Source organism: Streptomyces sp. NBC_00876 (genome assembly GCF_045207435.1).
GTDB lineage: Bacteria > Actinomycetota > Actinomycetes > Streptomycetales > Streptomycetaceae > Streptomyces.
Window position 1 is genome coordinate 2,588,691 of record NZ_CP108800.1, and the last position, 18,919, is coordinate 2,607,609.

18 protein-coding genes are annotated in these 18,919 nt (G+C 71.6%); 4 read left to right on the forward strand and 14 right to left on the reverse strand.

The features are described from left to right. Nucleotides 1-17: 17 nt before the first annotated feature. From recO to leuA, 6 genes are all read right to left on the reverse strand, one after another. Nucleotides 18-764, reverse strand: a complete 747-nt coding sequence (gene recO, locus OG782_RS11365) for a DNA repair protein RecO (protein ID WP_406449907.1) — start codon at nucleotides 762-764, stop codon at nucleotides 18-20. 58 nt (nucleotides 765-822) lie between these two features. Beyond that, complete coding sequence (locus OG782_RS11370) at nucleotides 823-1,506, reverse strand: response regulator (protein ID WP_406449909.1); 684 nt, start codon at nucleotides 1,504-1,506, stop codon at nucleotides 823-825. Next, on the reverse strand, nucleotides 1,503-2,798 hold the full coding sequence (locus OG782_RS11375; RefSeq protein WP_406449911.1) for a sensor histidine kinase: 1,296 nt from the start codon (nucleotides 2,796-2,798) through the stop codon (nucleotides 1,503-1,505). Before OG782_RS11375 ends, OG782_RS11370 begins: the two co-directional genes overlap by 4 nt. Before the next feature lie 2 nt (nucleotides 2,799-2,800). Continuing rightward, on the reverse strand, nucleotides 2,801-4,900 hold the full coding sequence (locus tag OG782_RS11380; protein WP_406449913.1) for an MMPL family transporter: 2,100 nt from the start codon (nucleotides 4,898-4,900) through the stop codon (nucleotides 2,801-2,803). 160 nt (nucleotides 4,901-5,060) lie between these two features. Beyond that, nucleotides 5,061-5,738 carry a TerB family tellurite resistance protein gene (locus tag OG782_RS11385; protein ID WP_406449915.1) on the reverse strand — a complete coding sequence of 226 codons (678 nt, stop codon included), beginning with the start codon at nucleotides 5,736-5,738 and terminating at the stop codon, nucleotides 5,061-5,063. A 208-nt stretch (nucleotides 5,739-5,946) separates the two neighbouring features. Further along, complete coding sequence (leuA, locus tag OG782_RS11390; protein ID WP_406449917.1) at nucleotides 5,947-7,743, reverse strand: 2-isopropylmalate synthase; 1,797 nt, start codon at nucleotides 7,741-7,743, stop codon at nucleotides 5,947-5,949. A 294-nt stretch (nucleotides 7,744-8,037) separates the two neighbouring features. Between leuA and OG782_RS11395 the strand changes: the two genes are divergently transcribed. Beyond that, entirely contained in the window at nucleotides 8,038-9,114 is a 1,077-nt protein-coding gene (locus tag OG782_RS11395; protein ID WP_406449919.1) for a M4 family metallopeptidase, read from the forward strand. A gap of 37 nt (nucleotides 9,115-9,151) precedes the next feature. Then, entirely contained in the window at nucleotides 9,152-9,418 is a 267-nt protein-coding gene (locus tag OG782_RS11400) for a protealysin inhibitor emfourin (RefSeq protein WP_406449921.1), read from the forward strand. 336 nt (nucleotides 9,419-9,754) lie between these two features. Here the strand turns inward: OG782_RS11400 and era are convergent, their stop codons facing one another. From era to OG782_RS11425, 5 genes are all read right to left on the reverse strand, one after another. After that, nucleotides 9,755-10,729 carry a GTPase Era gene (era, locus tag OG782_RS11405; protein ID WP_406449923.1) on the reverse strand — a complete coding sequence of 325 codons (975 nt, stop codon included), beginning with the start codon at nucleotides 10,727-10,729 and terminating at the stop codon, nucleotides 9,755-9,757. A gap of 63 nt (nucleotides 10,730-10,792) precedes the next feature. Beyond that, entirely contained in the window at nucleotides 10,793-11,737 is a 945-nt protein-coding gene (locus OG782_RS11410; RefSeq protein ID WP_406458992.1) for a WxL protein peptidoglycan domain-containing protein, read from the reverse strand. A gap of 83 nt (nucleotides 11,738-11,820) precedes the next feature. Then, on the reverse strand, nucleotides 11,821-13,203 hold the full coding sequence (locus tag OG782_RS11415) for a beta-xylosidase (RefSeq protein WP_406449925.1): 1,383 nt from the start codon (nucleotides 13,201-13,203) through the stop codon (nucleotides 11,821-11,823). A 215-nt stretch (nucleotides 13,204-13,418) separates the two neighbouring features. After that, entirely contained in the window at nucleotides 13,419-13,772 is a 354-nt protein-coding gene (locus tag OG782_RS11420) for a cytidine deaminase (RefSeq protein WP_406449927.1), read from the reverse strand. A 54-nt stretch (nucleotides 13,773-13,826) separates the two neighbouring features. Further along, entirely contained in the window at nucleotides 13,827-14,720 is an 894-nt protein-coding gene (locus OG782_RS11425) for a helix-turn-helix transcriptional regulator (RefSeq protein WP_406449929.1), read from the reverse strand. A gap of 101 nt (nucleotides 14,721-14,821) precedes the next feature. On the opposite strand from OG782_RS11425, the gene OG782_RS11430 reads away from it, so the two are divergent. Beyond that, on the forward strand, nucleotides 14,822-16,237 hold the full coding sequence (locus OG782_RS11430) for an MFS transporter (protein ID WP_406449931.1): 1,416 nt from the start codon (nucleotides 14,822-14,824) through the stop codon (nucleotides 16,235-16,237). A gap of 78 nt (nucleotides 16,238-16,315) precedes the next feature. Next, nucleotides 16,316-16,708 carry an SgcJ/EcaC family oxidoreductase gene (locus tag OG782_RS11435; RefSeq protein WP_406449933.1) on the forward strand — a complete coding sequence of 131 codons (393 nt, stop codon included), beginning with the start codon at nucleotides 16,316-16,318 and terminating at the stop codon, nucleotides 16,706-16,708. A gap of 66 nt (nucleotides 16,709-16,774) precedes the next feature. On the opposite strand, the gene OG782_RS11440 is transcribed toward OG782_RS11435, so the two are convergent. The 3 genes from OG782_RS11440 to ybeY are packed head-to-tail and all read right to left on the reverse strand — an operon-like array spanning nucleotide 16,775 to nucleotide 18,911. Further along, nucleotides 16,775-17,128: an MmcQ/YjbR family DNA-binding protein gene (locus tag OG782_RS11440; protein ID WP_406449935.1), complete on the reverse strand. Its 354-nt coding sequence runs from the start codon at nucleotides 17,126-17,128 to the stop codon at nucleotides 16,775-16,777. After that, complete coding sequence (locus OG782_RS11445) at nucleotides 17,125-18,417, reverse strand: hemolysin family protein (protein ID WP_406449937.1); 1,293 nt, start codon at nucleotides 18,415-18,417, stop codon at nucleotides 17,125-17,127. The genes OG782_RS11440 and OG782_RS11445 overlap by 4 nt, the downstream gene beginning before the upstream one ends. Further along, entirely contained in the window at nucleotides 18,414-18,911 is a 498-nt protein-coding gene (ybeY, locus tag OG782_RS11450; RefSeq protein ID WP_406449939.1) for an rRNA maturation RNase YbeY, read from the reverse strand. Before ybeY ends, OG782_RS11445 begins: the two co-directional genes overlap by 4 nt. Between the last annotated feature and the right edge of the window lie 8 nt (nucleotides 18,912-18,919).

Genomic DNA, 18,919 nt, shown 5'->3' on the forward strand with positions numbered 1-18,919 from the left:
TGCCTGTGCTGCCTTGGTCATTTCTCCACGTACCGCAGTGAGCGCAGCCCGCGCTCCAGATGCCAGTGCAGATAGGCGGACACCAGCCCGCTCCCCTCCCTGACATGACGCGCCTCGCACGCGTCCGCCGTCTCCCAGTCACCGCTGAGCAGTGCGCTCAGCAGGGTGACGGCCTCAGCCGAGGGTACGACGCTGCCGGGCACCCGGCAGTCGCCGCAGATGACGCCGCCCGCCGCGACGGAGAAGAACCGGTTCGGACCGGGCATTCCGCACCGGGCGCAGTCGTCGAAGCTGGGCGCGTAGCCGTTGACCGCGAGCGAACGCAGCAGGAAGGCGTCGAGGATGAGGTGTGGTTCGTGCTCCCCGCGCGACAGCGTGCGCAGGCCGCCCACCAGCAGCAGGTACTGCTGGACCGCGGGCTCGCCCTCGTGGTCGGTGAAGCGCTCGGCGGTCTCCAGCATCGCGGTGCCGGCGGTGTAGCGCGCGTAGTCGGTGACGATTCCGCCGCCGTACGGAGCGATCGTCTCGCTCTGGGTGCAGAGCGGCAGTCCGCGCCCGACCAGTTCGCTGCCACGTGCGAAGAACTGCACGTCCACATGGGAGAACGGCTCCAGCCGGGCCCCGAACTTCGACTTGGTGCGCCGCACTCCGCGCGCGACGGCCCTCACCCGGCCGTGGCCCCGGGTCAGTATCGTGATGATCCGGTCGGCCTCGCCCAGCTTCTGCGTGCGCAGCACCACGCCGTCGTCCCGGAACAAGCTCATGGCTCCATTGTCCGGTACGCGGGCGGCGCGGCGGGCCCGCCCCCGTAACCCGGTCCGTTCAGTTCCCGTCCGCAGCCGCGCCGGCGGGCACGACGAGACCGGATTCATAGGCGATGATCACCAGCTGGGCCCGGTCGCGGGCGTCCAGCTTGCCCATGATCCGGCTGACGTGGGTCTTGGCGGTGAGCGGGCTGAGGCCGAGGGTCTCGGCGATCGCGGTGTTGTTGAGGCCCCGTGCGACCAGGGCGAGGACCTGGCGTTCGCGGTCGGAGAGCATCCCGGGTCCGGCGGGTCCACCGCCGGCCGGGGGCTGCGGCGCGCTGAGGACCCGGGCGATCAGCCGGGCGGTCGGTCCCGGCGACAGCAGGGACTCGCCCGCGGCCACCGTCCTGATGGCGGCGAGCAGGTCGGCGGGCCGGGTGTCCTTGACCAGAAAGCCGGAGGCGCCGGCCCGCAGCGCGTCGACGATGTGGTCGTCGGTGTCGTACGTCGTCAGGACCAGCACCTTCACCCCGGCCAGGTCCTCGTCGGCGGCGATGCGGCGGGTCGCCTCGATGCCGTCGAGCTCGGGCATCCGGATGTCCATCACGACGAGGTCGGCGCGGGCGGTGCGGGCCAGTGCGACGGCTTCGAGTCCGGTGGCGGCCTCGCCGACGACCTCCATGTCCGGGTCGGAGCCGACGAGCATGGCGAACGCCGCCCGGACGAGCGTCTGGTCGTCGGCGAGCAGTACGCGGATCATGAAGCGGTCTCCGATGCCTTCGCCGGTTCCGGGTTCTGTGCTTGTCCCCGGTCCTGGAACGGCAGCAGCGCCGAGACCTCGAAGCCGCCGCCGGGCCGGGGTCCGGCGTCCAGTGTGCCGCCCGCGCTGCGGGCCCGCTCCCGCATCCCCACGATGCCGAACCCGGGCGCGGAGCCCTCGTCCACCGGGCCGGTGCCGTCGTCGGTGACCGTGACGCGCAGGGCGCCGGTGCCGGCGGGCTCGACGGCGACGTCGATACGGACGCCGGGGCCCGCGTGCCGTACCGCGTTCGTCAGGGACTCCTGCACGATGCGGTACGCGGCCGCTCCGGTCGCCGGGGTGAGGCGGCCGTCCGGTACGCGCACCCGGAGGCCGACCCGGGCCCCGGCCGCCTCAGCGGCCCGTACGAGGCCGGGCAGTGCGGCAAGGCCGGGCAGCGGGCCGTCCGGGTCGTGCCGGTCGCCGTGGCCGGTGTCGCGCAGCACCTGGAGGGTGGTCCGCAGTTCCGCCCTGGCTTCCCGGCAGGTGTCCGCGATGTCGTCCAGGGACGCGGCGATCGCCGCGCGGTCGAGCCGCTGCGGGTCGACGGTCAGGATGTGCGAGGCGACGGACGTCTGCACGCCGATGAGGGTGATGCTGTGGGCCAGCAGGTCGTGCAGATCGCGGGCGATCCGCAGCCGTTCCTCGGCGACCCGGCGCCGGGCCTCCTCCTCGCGGGTCCGTTCGGCGCGTTCGGCGCGCTCCAGCACCGAGGCGACGTACTGCCGGTAGATGCGTACGTCGACACCGCAGAACAGCACGGCGAAGATCCACCCGGAGATGCGCAGCAGTTCGAGCCCCTGATGGGCGTCGATGCCGAGTACGACCGTCACCATCACGGACGTCACCCCGATGCCGGTGAGCAGGGTGCGCAGCGGGCGGCCGGTCACGGCCACGGTGTAGAGCGCGATCCAGGTCTGCGGAATCGGCGCCATATGGGCGTTGTCGAGGCCGTGGTAGAGCGCCAGCAGCGGGACCATGGCGAGCAGCGCGAGGACGGGGCCGCGCCGCCGCCACACGAGCGGGGCGCAGGTGGCCAGCAGCAGGAGCCGGCCGAGCGCGTCGGGTGCGCCGGGTTCGTCGGCGAACAGGGCGAGGGCGGCGGAGAGCGCACCGGCGCCCACGGCTATGAGGGCGTCGGTGCGCGTCTTGTGCGGCGCGTGCATGGGGTCGCGGTTGACGACGGCCAGGATGCGCTCGCGGCGGCGTGCGGTGGTGGACACGCCGCCATCCTCCGGTACGGGTCGGGGCATTGTCAGGGGGCCCTGACGAGTTCGGGTTCGTGCGGCGCGGGCGTGGCGGGTGTCCGGCTGAGCGCCCCCGGCCACCACATCCTGCGCTGCAGGGCGACGCTCGCCGAGGTCACCAGGTAGGTGCGGACGAGGAAGGTGTCGAGCAGGACCCCGACGGCGATGACGAAGCCCATCTCGACCAGGGCGACCAGCGGCATGTTCGTCAGGACGGCGAAGGTGGCGGCGAGCACGAGTCCCGCCGAGGCGATCACGCCGCCGGTGGTGCGCAGGGCGGTGAGCGCGGCCTCCGTGGGTTCCGCGCCGCCCCGGGCCTCCTCGCGGACCCGGTGCATCAGGAAGATGCCGTAGTCGACGCCGAGTGCCACCAGGAAGACGAAGGAGAGCAGGGGCAGTCCGGGGTCGGTGCCCTTGAGCCCGAGGAGCGGTTCGAAGAGCAGTCCGCCGATGCCGAGCGCGGCGCCCCAGACCGCGACGACGGCGGCGACGAGCAGCAGCGGGGCGACGAGGCTGCGCAGCAGGACGATCAGGATCAGCAGGACGGAGAGCAGGACGAGCGGGACGACGATGCCGAGGTCCCGGGAGCTGGCCGTCTCCAGGTCCATCTGCTGGGCCCCGGGCCCGCCGACATGGCTGCCGTCCAGGCCGTCGCGCAGGGCGCGGATGGTGTCCCGCTCCCCCGCGGTCTCCGGCCCGGCCGTGGCGACGACGGACAGCTCGGTCCAGCCGCCGCCGCTGCGGCCGCGCTCGGCGGAGGCGACGCCCTCGGTCCTGCGGGCCTTCGCCAGTGCGGCGCCGGCCCGGCCGGTGGGGGCGATCACGGTGATCGGCTGGCTGGAGCGGCCGGGGTAGGCGTCGGCGAGCGTCGCCATGGCCACGACCGAGTCCGGCCTGCTGGTGAAGGAGTCCTCCTGCTTGAGGTCGCCGGGCAGGTTGAACGCGCCGAGGGACAGCGCGCCCAGCAGCACCCCGCCGGTGACGAGTACGGCGACGGGCCGGCGCCCGGCCGAGCCGCCCATGGCGGCGAACAGCGAGCGCCGCTGCCTGGGCTCGGTGCCGTACACGGGAACGAGTGGCCAGAACACCCGGCGGCCCAGGAGCACCAGGATCGCCGGAAGCAGCGTCAGCATCGCCAGGAGCGCGCACAGCACCCCGACGGCGGCGATGGGGCCCATGCCCCGGCTGCTGGTGAGATCGGCGGCCAGCAGGCACAGGAGGCCCGCCGCGACGGTGGCGGAGGAGGCGACGACGGCGGGTCCGCAGCCGCGCAGCGCGGCCGCCATCGCCTCGTGCGGCCGGGCGGCGCGGGTGAGTTCCTCGCGGTACCGGGAGACGAGGAGCAGGGCGTAGTCGGTGCCCGCGCCGAAGACGAGGATGGTCATCACCGCGGAGCTCTGGCCGGTGACGGTGGTGGCGAAGCCCCGGTTGAGGCCGTAGACGACCGCCATCGACAGGGCGTCGGCGACTCCCGCGACAAGGAGCGGAACCAGCCACAGCAGCGGACTGCGGTAGATGAGGATCAGCAGGATCGCGACGACCGCGACGGTCGTGTAGAGGAGGGGCCCGCCGAGCGAGCCGTAGACCTTCTGCGCGTCGGTGTTCAGCGCTCCGGCTCCGCCGACCTCGACGTCCAGTGCGCCGTCGCCCTTCACGGTCTCGCGCACCTCGTCGACGAACGCGGTCCGGGCCTCGTCGTCCTGGCCGGGCTCGGTCGTGGAGAGCGGGTACATCAGGGTCGTGCCGTCCTCGGACGGGACGGCACGCGGCGGCGCGGTCAGGGTGTGGCCGCTCGCCACCGCCGCACTCTGCCGGGCCGCCACGGCCCGGTCGGCGGCGGTCAGCCCGCCGTCGCGGTGATAGACGAGCACGAGGTCGGTGGACTCGCCTCCGGGCAGCGCGTCCTGGATCTTCGCCACCTGGGTGGAGTCGGCGCTCGCCGGCAGATAGTCGACTGCACGGTTGACCTGTACGTCCCCGAGCTTGCCCGCCAGTGGCACGGCCACGGCGATCGCGGCCGCCCAGAGGGCGACGATCACCCAGGGCAGCAGTCGCCACCGGCCCGGTGGTCGTGTCCGCCCGCCACTGTCCTGCGCTTCGGCTCTCATGCGAGGCCCCCCTTTTCGGTCCGGGTGTCCGGTCATCTCCAGACTCCCGTCGGACCGGGGACGCTTCGTCGCACTGGGGACCCACTTCCCGGCTACTGCCGGGGAGGGCACGGCGGCCCGGCTACTCCCGCGGGAGTACCGGGCCGGTGCGGGGTGCGGGTCAGGAAGGTGTGCGCGCCGCCGCCGTGAGCAGCCGGGCGGTGTCCTCGGCGCGCAGCCGCAGCGCGCCGCCGACCGTGGTCAGCACCTCGCGTTCGGCCGGGCTGTACGGGCCGTCGGCGAGGGCGATCCGGGCGCCCTGGAGCAGGATCGATTCACGGCCGGCCGGCGCCAGATGCGGGGCGAGCGGCTCCAGTGCCTCGTGGAGCTCGATGGCGAGGGCCGCGCCGCAGGCCTCGGCCGCGGGGTCGAACGCGGAGCCGTGGCCGATGTCGGCGGAGAGGACCTCGACGACGGTGGCGAGCTGCTCCTGGGTGCAGTCGTCGAATCCGGCGCCGCGTACGGTCTCGACCGCCGTGTCCAGGACCGTACGGGAGGTGGTGCCGCCGGCCGCGAGCACGCCGAGGGCGACGGTGTGGACGGCGTCCCTGAGCATCGCGGAGAACCGGGTGGTGGTGGGGTGGTCGAGCGCCTCGGTGTCGAAGTGGGCGTGGCAGGCGGCGCATTCGACGACCGGGCCCACGGTGCCGCGCCGCAGCAGCGGCACGCCGAGGACGGCGAAGCGGCGGCGCCCGGTGAGGCGGCTGTAGTTGCGGTCGCCCCCGCAGCCGGGGCAGAAGAACTCACCGTCACCGACGGTGTCCCACATCGTGCGGATGCCGCAGATACGCAGCTTCATGGCGCGTTGTCCCAGGGCTGACCGCACGTCGCACACCTCCGTAACGCTCCGGCAACATTGCCGTGTTGACGTGATGTTAACCACATCCTCGAGGCGGCGTCAGCACCTCGCCCGTCACAACCGCCCCGAGATGGCCGAACCCCGCCCCCCGGGTGCGGGAGGGCGGGGTTCACGGACCGTACGACTTCATGCCCTTTCGGGCGCCGGGTCAGCGGGTGGCGCGGTTGACGGCCGAGACGACCGCCTTCAGGGAGGCCCGCGTGGTGTTGGCGTCGATGCCGATGCCCCACAGGACCTTTCCGTCGATGGCGCACTCGATGTACGAGGCCGCCTGCGCGCTCGCGCCCTCGCTCATCGTGTGCTCGGTGTAGTCCAGCAGCCGGGCGTCGATGCCGATGGCCTGCAACGCTTCGAAGAACGCGGAGATCGGGCCGTTGCCGGTGCCGGTGAGCACGGTGTCCGCGCCGTCCACGGTCGCCTCGACGGTGATCGTGTCCCGGCCGTCCGAACCGGTCGTGGTCTGGCCGGAGCGGATCTGTACGCGACCCCATTGAGCCGCAGCGTTCTCCGGGTTGGGCAGGTACTCGTCCTGGAACGTGGTCCAGATCTGCGTCGGCGTGACCTCGCCGCCCTCGGCGTCGGTCTTGGCCTGAATGATCCGGGAGAACTCGATCTGCATCCGGCGCGGCAGGTCCAGCTTGTGGTCGTTCTTCAGGACATACGCGATTCCGCCCTTGCCGGACTGCGAGTTGACCCGGATGACGGCCTCGTAGGAGCGGCCGACGTCCTTCGGGTCGATCGGCAGGTACGGCACCGCCCACTCGATGTCGTCGACGGTCTTGCCCTGGGCGGCCGCGTCGGCCTCCATGGCGTCGAAGCCCTTCTTGATGGCGTCCTGGTGGGAACCGGAGAAGGCGGTGTAGACCAGGTCGCCCGCGTAGGGGTGGCGCGGGTGGACCTCCATCTGGTTGCAGTACTCGCTGGTGCGGCGGATCTCGTCGATCTGCGAGAAGTCGATCTGCGGGTCCACGCCCTGCGAGAACAGGTTCATGCCCAGCGTCACCAGGTCGACGTTGCCGGTGCGCTCGCCCTGGCCGAACAGACAGCCCTCGATCCGGTCCGCACCGGCCATCAGAGCCAGTTCGGCGGCGGCGACGGCGGTGCCGCGGTCGTTGTGCGGGTGGACGGACAGGCAGACGAACTCGCGGCGCGACAGGTTGCGCGACATCCACTCGAAGCGGTCCGCGTGCGTGGACGGCGTCGAACGCTCCACGGTGGCGGGCAGGTTGAGGATGATCTCGCGGCCCTCCTCGGGCTGCCAGACGTCACAGACCGCCTCGCAGACCTCCAGGGCGAAGTCCAGCTCGGTGTCGGTGAAGATCTCCGGGCTGTACTGGTAGCCGAAGACCGTCTCCTCGCCCAGGATCTTCTCGGCGTACTCCATGACCAGCCGGGTACCGTCCACGGCGATCTGCTTGACCTGCTCCTTGGAGCCGCGGAAGACCACGCGGCGGAAGGTGGGGGCGGTCGCGTTGTACAGGTGGACGGTGGCGCGACGGGCGCCGACCAGTGATTCGACGGTCCGCTCGATCAGTTCCTCGCGGGCCTGCGTCAGGACGGAGATCGTCACGTCCTCGGGGATCGCGCCCTCTTCGATGATGGAGCGGACGAACGCGAAGTCGGTCTCGCCGGAGGACGGGAAGCCGACCTCGATCTCCTTGTAGCCCATGCGCACCAGCAGGTCGAACATCTCGCGCTTGCGGGCCGGCGACATCGGGTCGATCAGGGCCTGGTTGCCGTCACGCAGGTCGGTGGAGAGCCAGCGGGGCGCCTTGGTGACCCGCTTCTCGGGCCAGGTGCGGTCGGGGATCTCGACGGCCTCGTACCGGCCGTACTTGTGGACCGGCATCCCGGACGGCTTCTGCAGTCCCGTGGCGTTGGTGATCGGCGTGGGGCGGCCGACGGCGTTCGAGGCGGGGGTCTGCGCGGGATTCACTGCGGTCATGGCGTAGGGCTCCTCGGGGTCCTTCATGGGGACGGCCGACGTGTTCGCTGCAACACCAGACTCCGCGGGGAGGGGGTCGGCCTACGACTACAGGCCCTCGCCGCGGCAGCTAAGAAGAAGCAGCCCGAAACGCATGATGCGTCGAGACTATCCGAGGGGCGCCCGAGACGTCGGTGCCGTATCAGTATGCGGGATCGGGTGCCGGTAACGGGTGAACAGTGATGGATCACTCTATTTCGTCAATCCAGGTAGCAACCAGTGACTTTGCGCACACGCACTGCCACAGTCGTGTGTATGCAGCCTCGATCTCAGCACGGGTTCCACCCCGTCTTCTGCACCATCGTGCCGCCCCACGTCCTCGACAAGCTGTCGCAGTCCGACGACCCCGTCCTGGCGGGCCCCGCCCGCCGCACCCTGGAGGCGGACGCCGCCCGGCGCACCCGGCGCCAGGTCATCACCGTCGCCCGGACCGCCGTCGCCCCCTCGCCCGAGGGCGACCGCACCGGCAAACCCGACCGCACGCTCTACGACTGCCGCCACGGCACGGACCTCCCCGGTACGAAGGTCCGCGCCGAGGGCGAGGACCCGACCTCGGACGCCAGCGTCAACCGCGCGTACGCGGGGCTCGGCGCCACCTTCGAACTCCTGCTCAGCGCCTATGGGCGCCGTTCGATCGACGGCGACGGCCTGCCGCTGATCGGTTCCGTGCACTACGACGAGAAGTACAACAACGCCTTCTTCGACGGCGAGCAGATGGTCTTCGGCGACGGGGACGGGGAGATCTTCCTGGACTTCACCGTCGCCATCGACGTGATCGCCCACGAGCTGGCCCACGGCCTGACCCAGTACACGGCCAATCTGAGCTACTACGGCCAGTCCGGTGCGCTCAACGAGTCGGTCTCCGACGTGTTCGGCTCCCTGGTCAAGCAGTACTCCCTGGGCCAGACCGCCGAGCAGGCCGACTGGCTGATCGGTGCCGGCCTGCTGGCGCCCCGGGTCCAGGGGGTGGCGCTGCGCTCGATGAAGGCGCCCGGCACGGCGTACGACGACGACGTGCTCGGCAAGGACCCGCAGCCCGCGTCCATGGACGACTACATCCACACCGGTGAGGACAACGGCGGGGTGCACCTCAACTCCGGCATCCCCAACCGCGCGTTCTACCTGCTGGCCACCGCGCTCGGCGGCAGTTCCTGGGAGCGGGCCGGGCAGCTCTGGTTCGATGTGCTCACGGGTGGTGAACTGGCGGTGGACGCGGACTTCACCGACTTCGCCCGCCTGACCGTGACCGCGGCCCGCAGCCGCTTCGGCGAGGGCGACGAGGTGGAGGCGGTCCTGAAGGCCTGGTCGGAGGTGGGCGTACCGACCGCGTAGACGCCAGACCCGGCCCGTCCGCCGAGGAGGACACCGCATGCGGATCAAGGTGAGCAGGACCGGCGGCTTCGCCGGCATCGCGCGCCACCGCGAGATCGACACCTCCGGACGGGCCGACGCCCACACCTGGGAGGCCCTCGCCGCATCGGCTCTCGCCGATGCCCGGGACACACCGCCCACGGGCGTTCCGGACGGCTTCAGCTACCGGATCACGGTCGGCGACCGGACCGTGCACTGCGCGGACCCCCGGCTGACCGATGCCCAGCGCGCCCTGGTCTCACGCGTCCTGAAAGAGGGCGCGTGAGGCCTGCGGCGTACGTCTGATGGGGCTGGGCGACGGGGCTGGGGGCTCGGGAACGGCCCGCTCCCTGCGGAGCTGGGCTCAGAACCCCAGCTTGCGCAGCTGCTTCGGCACCGTTCCCCACGGCCGCCCTCGCACCCCTCGGCCCCAGGGGGCCTCAGCGGCTTCGCACGGCTGCGCCGGCCCCCGGCCGACGGACCGTGCCCCCGCTCAGAACCCCAGCTTGCGCAGCTGCTTCGGCACCGTTCCCCACCGCCGCCCTCGCACCCCTCGGCCCCAGGGGGCCTCAGCGGCTTCGCACGGCTGCGCCGGCCCCCGGCCGACGGACCGTGCCCCCGCTCAGAACCCCAGCTTGCGCAGCTGCTTCGGGTCGCGCTGCCAGTCCTTGGCGACCTTCACATGCAGGTCGAGGAAGACCGGTGTGCCGAGCAGGGCCTCGATGTGCTTGCGCGACTTCGTGCCGACTTCCTTGAGCCGCTGGCCCTTGGGGCCGATGATGATGCCCTTCTGGCTGGGCCGCTCGATGTAGACGTTGGCGTGGATGTCCAGCAGCGGCTTGTCCGCCGGCCGGTCCTCGCGGGGCAGCATCTCCTCGACGACGACCGCGATGGAGTGCGGCAGCTCGTCGCGTACGCCCTCGAGCGCGGCCTCGCGGATCAGCTCCGCGACCATGACCATCTCGGGCTCGTCGGTGAGGTCGCCCTCCGGGTAGAGCGGCGGGCTCTCCGGGAGCAGCGGGGCGATCAGGTCCGCCAGCAGGCCGACCTGACTGTCCTTGACGGCCGAGACCGGGATGATCTCCGCCCACTCGAAGCCGAGCTCCTCCCCGAGGCGGGAGACGGCCAGCAGCTGTTCGGCGAGCTGCTTGGACTCGACCAGGTCGGACTTGGTGATGATCGCGATCTTTGGCGTCTTCTTGATGCCCGCGAGTTCCTTGATGATGTACTTGTCGCCGGGGCCGAGCTTCTGGTCGGCGGGCAGGCAGAAGCCGATGACGTCGACCTCGGCCCAGGTGGTGCGCACGACATCGTTGAGACGCTCGCCCAGGAGGGTGCGCGGCTTGTGGAGGCCGGGGGTGTCGACCAGGATCAGCTGTGCGTCCGGGCGGTGCACGATGCCGCGCACGGTGTGCCGGGTCGTCTGGGGCCGGTTGGACGTGATCGCCACCTTCTGGCCGACCAGAGCGTTCGTAAGGGTGGACTTGCCCGCGTTGGGACGGCCCACGAAGCAGGCGAAGCCGGCCCGGTGGGGGGCGTTGTTCTCAGCCTGCTGCGCAGCAGCTTCTGGGTTAGGTCGAGCGCTCATGGCGCCCATTGTCCCCGATCCCGGGGGCCGCGGGGCACCAAGGCGCCCGCCGCGGCCCCCGGGCCCCTCGTGTCAGGCGGTGCGGCGGCGGTTGCGGCGGGCCCGTATCCACAGCGCCGTACCCCCGGCGAGGGCCGCCAGCAGCACTCCGGCAACCAGCCAGGGCAGGGCGAAGTACGAGACGGCGGCGGACTCGCGGGTGTCGCGGGCGCTCGCGGTCAGCTTGATCTCGCCCCATTCCAGCTGCGGCGCGCCCGCCCACTCCTCGGTGAGCCGGACCTCCTGGCGGGGCAGCAGCTCGGACGGAATGCGTTTCAGATCACGCGCGAGCAGGGTGCGGCCGAAGAGGCCCTCGGCCTTGAGGGCGACCTTGGGGCTGAGGGTGACGTTGCCGCGGTTGCGGAGCGTGTACGAGATGACGGCCCGGGACTTTCCGGTGCCCGGGACCAGCGGCTGGCTGTGCTCGACCTTCACGTCGTCGACGGAGAGCGCGGGCATCGTCGGACCGTTGACCCGCAGATAGATCCGGGCGCCGACGGCCTTCTGGATGCCGACGGCGACGGCGCCCGAGTCGGCGGGGTCGATGCGCTCGTCGAGGGCGACGAGGGCCCCGGGGTGGTCGCCCGGTTCCGCGTTCCGGGGTACGTCGATGGTGACCGGCACGGTGACCGAACCGTGCGGCTTCACGGTGACCCGGTCGCGGCCGGCCTTCGCCCAGGCGCCGACGGAGCGCTGCTTCTCGTTCTGCGCCCGGACGGCGAAGCCGCCGTCGCGCGCGGTGTTGTACGCGTCGGCCGCGTACAGCCGGAAGGTCAGCGGCTCACCGGTCTTGTTGGTGACGGTGACCTTGTCGGTGAGGGTGGCGCCGGGGTCGGCGGAGAGATAGAAGTACGGCCGCGTGCCGGCGTCGGCGGTGGCCGGGAAGACCGACCAGCTGCCGTTGTCGGCGGCGCCGGCCGTGGGCGCGCCGAGCAGGAGCAGGGCGCCGGTCAGGAGGAGTACGGACAGCTTGCGCACGGTGCGGGCCCCCAGGTGCACGCTCGGGCGGGGTGGGCCGGCCGGGTGCGCGCCCGGCCCACCGGTTGATCAGTGGTTCCCGCTCACGTCAGGGTGAGCGTGAGCACTCCGGAGTACGCGCCGGCGGCGGTGTACGCCGGTACGTCCAGCGACAGCCGGGCGTCGACGGTGAACTCACCGCCGGTGAACGCGCCGTCCGGCGTGGACGCCAGGGTGGCGCCCGCGCTGCCGACCGTTCCTTCGGAGCCGGCCGCACAGGTGCTCGGGCTGCCGGTCTTCGTGGCGCAGGCAGGACTCCAGCCGAGCGCGGACGCGCCGATCACCGCCCCGTCCGGGCCGGTGAAGTCGGTGACCTTGCCGGTCAGGGACCAGCCCGCGGGGCCGCCGCGGAAGTCCTTGACCGTCACCGTCTGCAGGGCGCCGGTGGATGCGCCGCCCTGCCCGAAGTCGACCGCCGACAGCGCGACGGAGTCCCCGGCCTGGGCCATGGAGAGCGTGCCCGCCCTGACCGACGAGGTCAGCTGCTGGCTGCCGTCCGGGATCTCGCCGCCGCCACCGGTGACGGTGTAGGCCTGGGGGCCCGCACCCTTGGCGGCGTCCCAGGCGGCGCCCTCGTAGGCGACGATCCCGGTGGTCGCGGGATCGTTGACGGTGAGCTGCCCGGTGAAGCCGCCCGAACCGTCCGCGGTGGCCGTCGCGGTGTCACCGGTCTGGGCGTCCCCGGCCCGGCCCGCGAGCGTGACGGACGCGCCCGCGGTGAACTTCGACCCGGTCACGGCGACCTGGTCACCGGCCGCGCCGGAGGCCGTACCGAGCTGGATGGCACGCTCGTTGACCTGGCCGCCGCCGTCCGTGGCGATGATCGTCTGGGAGACGGGTGCGGGCGGGTCGGTGACCGTGCAGGGCGTGTCCAGCTCCATGATGTAGCTGGTGTGGATGTTGTAGTCGCCGGGCGAGAGCGTGATCTCACCGGGCGCGGTGACCGTGAAGGTGCCGGTCATGGAGAACGACGGGAACTCGCCCTTGCCGGGTACCGGAGCGTTCTTCTTCGGGCCCGCGACCGTCACGTCGGACGACTGCGCGCCGCCGACGGTGACCTTGCCGGTCGGCGTCATGATGTCGGCGGGCAGCGCCAGGTCGACCGGGTTGCTCGCGGCCGGCTTGACGACGGTGTACGTCACCGTGACGGTGTCGCCGACCTTCGGGGCGGCGTTGTCGACGGTGATCTCGGCCGAGGTCGGCCCGTCGATCGGCGGGATGCCGGCGATGGCGGGCGGGATGCAGTGGGTCGGGAAGTCCACCGCGACCGAGGCCGTCGCCATCGCCTGGGCGGGCCCGGCGAGCAGTCCTCCCCCGGTGACGACGAGCGCGCCGACGCCCAGCGCGGCGGCCCAGCGGCGGCCGCGGTCCGGGCCGCTTCGGCGACGGGTTCTTCGGCTGTCGGATCTTCGGATGGCTGGACGCATGGAGCCCCCTCCTGCGGGATCCGGCACGGCGGCTCTTCCGCGCCGGCTGGGGGCCATTGATGACTCCGGCCGAAAAGAAGTCAATGGGATCGAATCGCACTGACTGATGGACCATCAGATGCTGTCAAGATCCATGGTTCCCGCACATTCCGTGCGAACGCCCCGCACCGGTGGAGTGCGGGGCGTTCGTACACACGGAGGTGGTCCTGCGGAGGTCAGCCCGCCGTCACGGTGAGCCGCAGCACTCCGTCCGGCCCGGCGAGCAGCACGGGCGTGCCGGCCCCGCCCAGGTCCCGTACCGCGGCCAGGTCCTCGTCCGACGGGGCCTGCGCCTCGGAGACGACCGCGGCCGCCTCCAGGGACGTGGCCCCGCTGGCCACCGCCATCGCGACGGCCGTCCGGAGCGCGCTGAGCCTCAGCGACTCCAGGTGCACGGTCCCCGCCACATACGTACGTCCGGTCTCGTCCCGCACGGCGGCGCCCTCCGGCACACCGTTGCGGGCGCGGGCGCTGCGGGCCAGCGTGACGATCTTGCGGTCCTCGGCGCCGAGGCCGGTGCTCTCAGTCATGTGCCGAGCATACGAAGCGCGGCGGCGAACCCGGCACGCGGGCGCCCCGGCCCCTCATGCCCCCACCTGCCGCATCGAACCGCGCCGGCCCTCCGGCGAGGCCAGCCACCGCAGTTTCTCCTCCGTGCCGGTGTCCGGCCACGGGTTGTGCAGCACGACCACCAGATCCGGGCGGGCCGGGATGCGCAGCTGGGTGACCTCCATGGCCAGCGTGCCCACCGCCGGGTGCGTCAGCTGCTTGCGCATCTGCCCGCCCGGCGCGATGTCCCGCCGCGCCCACAGCTCGGCGAACTCGGGGCTGCGCTCCTTCGCCTCCGCCACGATCGCCCGGAAACCCTCGTCGTCGGGGCAGTCCGAGCACGCGGCCCGGAACTGGGCGACGACCTGGGCGGCGGTCTCGTGCCAGCCCTTGTTCCGGACCCGGTGGACGGGGTCGGTGAAGAAGTCGATCACACAGTTCTGCGGCCGGTCGGGCCCCATCCCCATCACCATCGACGCCGCGTCGTTGTAGATGATGATGTTCCAGTACGCGTCCATGATGTGCGCCGGGAACGGCATCCAGCCGTCGAGCAGCCGCTGCAGCCCCTCACACATGTCCGCGTGGGCCGGATCGACCTCGGGGGCGGGCGGATTGAGCCCCGCCAGTACGTAGAGGTGCCGGCGTTCGGCGCTGCTGAGCCGCAGTACCCGGGCGACCGAGTCCAGCACCTGCGGCGACACGGTGATGTCCCGGCCCTGCTCCAGCCACTGGTACCAGGAGACGCCCACCCCTGCGAGAACGGCGACCTCCTCCCGGCGCAGCCCCGGGGTACGCCGTCGCGCCCCGCCGTCCGGCAGCCCCGCCTCGGCGGGGGTGACTCGCGCCCGTCTGCTCATCAGGAACTCGCGCAGTTCGCCCAGGCGGTGCGCCTTGCCGGCGTCCGCCGCGGTCCGGGCCGGTGTGCCCACGTGCTCCCCCTGGTATCCGTACCCACGCCTGCCTGGTGGTGCGGCCAACAGGATAAGTTCCCGCTCCCCACGGATATTCCGGCGGCCGCAGTCTCTTGTCCATGGCGATCGACTCATCCACCCCAGCAGCTGTCACCACTCCCGTCCCCGCACCACCAGGCCCTGACCGGCTCTCCGGCCGGGCCCGGCTGGTCCTTCTCGTCCTGTGCGCCGCCCAGTTCATGGTGTCGCTCGACTTCTCCGTACTGAATGTGGCGCTGCCCGTCCTCGGCGACGACCTCGGCCTGAGCAGGTCCGGCCTCCAGTGGGCGATCACCGCCTTCGCGCTGCCGTCCGGCGGCTTCCTGCTCCTCTTCGGCCGGATCGCCGACCTCTACGGCCGCCGCCGGCTCTTCCTCACCGGCCTCGCCGTCTTCGGCGCGGCCTCACTGCTGGCCACGCTCGCCTGGAACCCGGCCGCGTTCCTCACCGGGCGGGCGCTCCAGGGACTCGGCGCGGCGGTCATCGTGCCGACCGGCATGTCCCTGCTCACCACCACGTTCCCGGAGGGTCCGCTGCGGGACCGGGCGCTCGGCATCAGCGGCACCCTGCTCTCCCTCGGCTTCACCGTCGGCATGGTCGCCGGCGGCACCCTCACCGACACGCTCGGCTGGCGCTCCACGATGGGGCTGCTGACGCTGGCCTCGGTGGTCGTCCTCGCGGCGGCGCCCGCGCTGCTCACCGAGTCCCGTACGCCCGACCGGCCTCGGCTCGACATCCCGGGCGCCGTGACGGTCACCGGCGGCCTCCTCGCGCTGATCTACGCCCTGTCCACGGCGGCCGAGCACGGTTTCGGGCGGCTGGACGTGCAGGCCGCCCTGGCCGCCGGAGTCTTCCTGCTCGTCGCCTTCGGGGTCGTCGAGTCCCGGGCGTCCGCCCCGCTGGTCTCGCTGCCGATGCTCCGGCGGCGCACGGTGGCCTTCGGCAATCTGGGCGGGCTGCTCACCTTCTCGATGATGAGCACCATCGTCTTCGTGCTGACCCTGTACCTCCAGGAGGTCCTGGACCTGTCCGCGTTCGGGACCGGGCTCGTCTTCGGCGTACAGGGCATCGTCTCGGTGGTGGCGGGTGTGTACGCCCCGAAGGTCATCGGCCGGATCGGTGCCCGGCGCACCCTGTCCGTCTCCCTGCTGGGCCAGGGCCTGTTCATCGCGGCGCTGCTGGGCCTCGGGGCGGACTCGGGGATCTGGCTGGCCACGGTCGCGGTCTCGCTGGCCAGCATGTGCCACCTGGGCGCGATCATCGCGTACGGGCTGACCGTCACCTCGGGTGTGCCGGACGAGGAGCAGGGTCTGGCGACGGGTCTGGTCACCACCACCCAGCAGGTGGGGCTCACGGTCGGCATCCCGCTGCTCGGCGTGGTGGCGACGACCCAGGCATCGCTGTTCGACGGGGTACGGACCGTGATCGCGGTGGCCGCGGGCCTGCTGATCGTCGCCGCCGGAGTGGTGGCCGCGGGGCTGCGACGGGCCTCGTAGAACGAACAGCGGGGGTGATCGGTGCAGTGAAAACCGGGCCTTGACCTCAAGTTATCTTGAGGTATCAGAGTGATCTGTATGAACACCGAAAGCGCAGACATCAAGGCCATCGAGCAGGTCGTCACCACGGTCGAGCTCACCCAGCGCGCCAAGGACGTCGAGGGGTTCCTCGCCCTCTTCCACCCCGACGCGATCTGGACCACCGGCCACGGCAAGGTCCTGATCGGCTTCGACGCGATCGCCGAATTCACCCGCACCGTACTGCCGGCGGTCGGCTGGGACGGCGAGATCACGTACGAGGCAGTGCACACGCGATTCCTGAGGCCCGACGTGGCGGCCGTCAAGGTCCGGCAGGTCTACCACGCGCCGGAGGGCGAGTCGGAAGGCGCTCCGCTCTACGTCATGACGAAGCAGGACGACGGGAGGTGGCTGCTGCACGCCTGCCAGAACACCGAAGTGCGGGTCGCGTAGCACCCGGATGACTCCGCGGCGGGGCGACGGCACGGTGCCGTCGCCCCGCCGCAGCCGCCGGAGGCCCTACGCCCGGTCGAGCTTCAGCCGTTCCGCACGCGGCAGCCCCGCCACCACCAGGTCGTAACTGTCCTCGATCAGCTCACGCAGCTTCGCGTCCGGCAGACCGGACACCGTCACGGTGTTCCAGTGCCGCTTGTTCATGTGCCACCCCGGCGCCACGGCCTCGTACTCCTCCCGGAGCCGGACCGCGTCGTCGGGGTCGCACTTGAGGTTCACCGTCAGCGGCCGGGCGTCCAGCGCGGTCAGGGCGAACATCTTGCCGAGCACCTTGAAGACGGACGTCCCGGGCCCGAACGGGAACTCCTCCACGCTCGCGTTGAACCCCAGGCAGAACGCCCTCAGCCGCTGCGGTGTCATGCCGTCGCCTCCTCCTCGGGAGCCAGCGGCTCCACCAGCACCGTGACGATCTTGTTGCGCCGGCCCGCCGTGGACTCCGCGGTCAGCCGCAGCCGGCGTCCGTCCGGGAGTTCGACCTCCGAGCTCGCACCGGGGATCGGGACCCGGCCCAGCGCCTTCGCGAGCAGCCCGCCGACCGTCTCGACGTCCTCGTCGTCGTACTCGTCGAGCCCGAACAGCTCGCCGAGGTCGCCGATGTCGAGCCGGGCGGTCACCCGGAAGCAGTCGTTCTCCAGCTCCTGGACCGGCGGGAGCTCGCGGTCGTACTCGTCGGTGATCTCGCCGACGATCTCCTCCAGGATGTCCTCGATGGTGACGATGCCCGCGGTGCCGCCGTACTCGTCGATCACGACGGCGACGTGGCTGCGGTCCTGCTGCATCTCGCGCAACAGGTCACCGGCGTTCTTCGTGTCGGGCACGAACGCCGCGGGGCGCATCGCCGAGGAGACCAGATCGGCCTCGGACTCCCGGTTGATGTGCGTCTTGCGGACCAGGTCCTTGAGATAGACGATCCCGACGATGTCGTCCTCGTTCTCCCCGGTGACCGGAATCCGCGAGAAGCCCGAGCGCAGCGCCAGGGTCAGCGCCTGACGGATCGTCTTGTAGCGCTCGATGCAGACCAGGTCGGTGCGCGGCACCATCACCTCGCGCACCAGCGTGTCACCGAGCTCGAAGACGGAGTGCACCATGCGGCGCTCCTCGTCCTCGATCAGGGACTCCTGCTCGGCGAGGTCGACCATCGCCCGCAGCTCGGCCTCGCTGGCGAACGGGCCCTTGCGGAACCCCTTGCCCGGCGTCAGCGCGTTGCCGATGAGGATCAGCAGCTGCGGGATCGGTCCCATGATCCTGGCCAGCGGCAGCAGAACGTACGCCGCGGCCGTGGCCGTGTTCAGCGGGTGCTGGCGGCCGATGGTGCGCGGCGAGACCCCGATGGCGACGTAGGAGACGAGGACCATCACCCCCATGGCGACGGCCAGCGCCTCCCAGGTCTCCGGAAGCTCCTTCAGGCAGGCGTACGTGACGAGCACACCGGCCGACATCTCGCAGGCGACCCGCACCAGCAGGGCGACATTGAGATAGCGCGTCGGATCGGCCGCGACCTGTTCCAGCCTGTCGCTGCCGCGCCGCCCCGAGCGGACCGCCTCCGCGGCCCGGAAGCTGGAGGTGCGCGCGATACCGGCCTCGGCGCAGGCCGCCAGCCAGCCGACGACGACCAGCAGGACGACGCCGAAGACGAGTGGAAGGCTCACGAGACGGTGGGGGCGGGGGACGGGCCGGTCAGACCGTGCTCACCGCGCCAGCCGTCCACGATCGCCGCCTGGAGACCGAACATCTCGGCCTTCTCGTCGGGCTCCTCGTGGTCGTAGCCGAGCAGGTGCAGCACTCCGTGGACGGTGAGGAGCTGGAGCTCCTCGTCCATGGAGTGCTGCGTCTCGGCGTCCTCGCCCTGCTGCTTGGCGACCTCCGGGCAGAGCACGATGTCACCGAGGAGCCCCTGCGGGGGCTCCTCGTCGTCCTTGGCCGGCGGACGCAGTTCGTCCATCGGGAAGGACATGACATCCGTCGGACCCGGCAGGTCCATCCACTGGATGTGGAGCTGCTCCATGGCGGCGGCGTCCACCACGATGACCGAGAGCTCGGAGAGCGGGTGGATCCTCATCCGCGCGAGCGCGTAGCGGGCGATGTCGAGGATCGCCTGCTCGTCGACCTCGGTTCCGGACTCGTTGTTGACGTCGATCGACATGGTGCGCT

Excerpts from the sequence above, each read along its gene's own strand:
- recO (WP_406449907.1), bottom strand. The coding sequence starts at position 764 with ATGAGCTTGTTCCGGGACGACGGCGTGGTGCTGCGCACGCAGAAGCTG.
- OG782_RS11370 (WP_406449909.1), bottom strand. The coding sequence starts at position 1,506 with ATGATCCGCGTACTGCTCGCCGACGACCAGACGCTCGTCCGGGCGGCG.
- OG782_RS11375 (WP_406449911.1), bottom strand. The coding sequence starts at position 2,798 with ATGCCCCGACCCGTACCGGAGGATGGCGGCGTGTCCACCACCGCACGC.
- OG782_RS11380 (WP_406449913.1), bottom strand. The coding sequence starts at position 4,900 with ATGAGAGCCGAAGCGCAGGACAGTGGCGGGCGGACACGACCACCGGGC.
- OG782_RS11385 (WP_406449915.1), bottom strand. The coding sequence starts at position 5,738 with ATGAAGCTGCGTATCTGCGGCATCCGCACGATGTGGGACACCGTCGGT.
- leuA (WP_406449917.1), bottom strand. The coding sequence starts at position 7,743 with ATGACCGCAGTGAATCCCGCGCAGACCCCCGCCTCGAACGCCGTCGGC.
- OG782_RS11395 (WP_406449919.1), top strand. The coding sequence starts at position 8,038 with ATGCAGCCTCGATCTCAGCACGGGTTCCACCCCGTCTTCTGCACCATC.
- OG782_RS11400 (WP_406449921.1), top strand. The coding sequence starts at position 9,152 with ATGCGGATCAAGGTGAGCAGGACCGGCGGCTTCGCCGGCATCGCGCGC.
- era (WP_406449923.1), bottom strand. The coding sequence starts at position 10,729 with ATGGGCGCCATGAGCGCTCGACCTAACCCAGAAGCTGCTGCGCAGCAG.
- OG782_RS11415 (WP_406449925.1), bottom strand. The coding sequence starts at position 13,203 with ATGCGTCCAGCCATCCGAAGATCCGACAGCCGAAGAACCCGTCGCCGA.
- OG782_RS11420 (WP_406449927.1), bottom strand. The coding sequence starts at position 13,772 with ATGACTGAGAGCACCGGCCTCGGCGCCGAGGACCGCAAGATCGTCACG.
- OG782_RS11430 (WP_406449931.1), top strand. The coding sequence starts at position 14,822 with ATGGCGATCGACTCATCCACCCCAGCAGCTGTCACCACTCCCGTCCCC.
- OG782_RS11435 (WP_406449933.1), top strand. The coding sequence starts at position 16,316 with ATGAACACCGAAAGCGCAGACATCAAGGCCATCGAGCAGGTCGTCACC.
- OG782_RS11440 (WP_406449935.1), bottom strand. The coding sequence starts at position 17,128 with ATGACACCGCAGCGGCTGAGGGCGTTCTGCCTGGGGTTCAACGCGAGC.
- ybeY (WP_406449939.1), bottom strand. The coding sequence starts at position 18,911 with ATGTCGATCGACGTCAACAACGAGTCCGGAACCGAGGTCGACGAGCAG.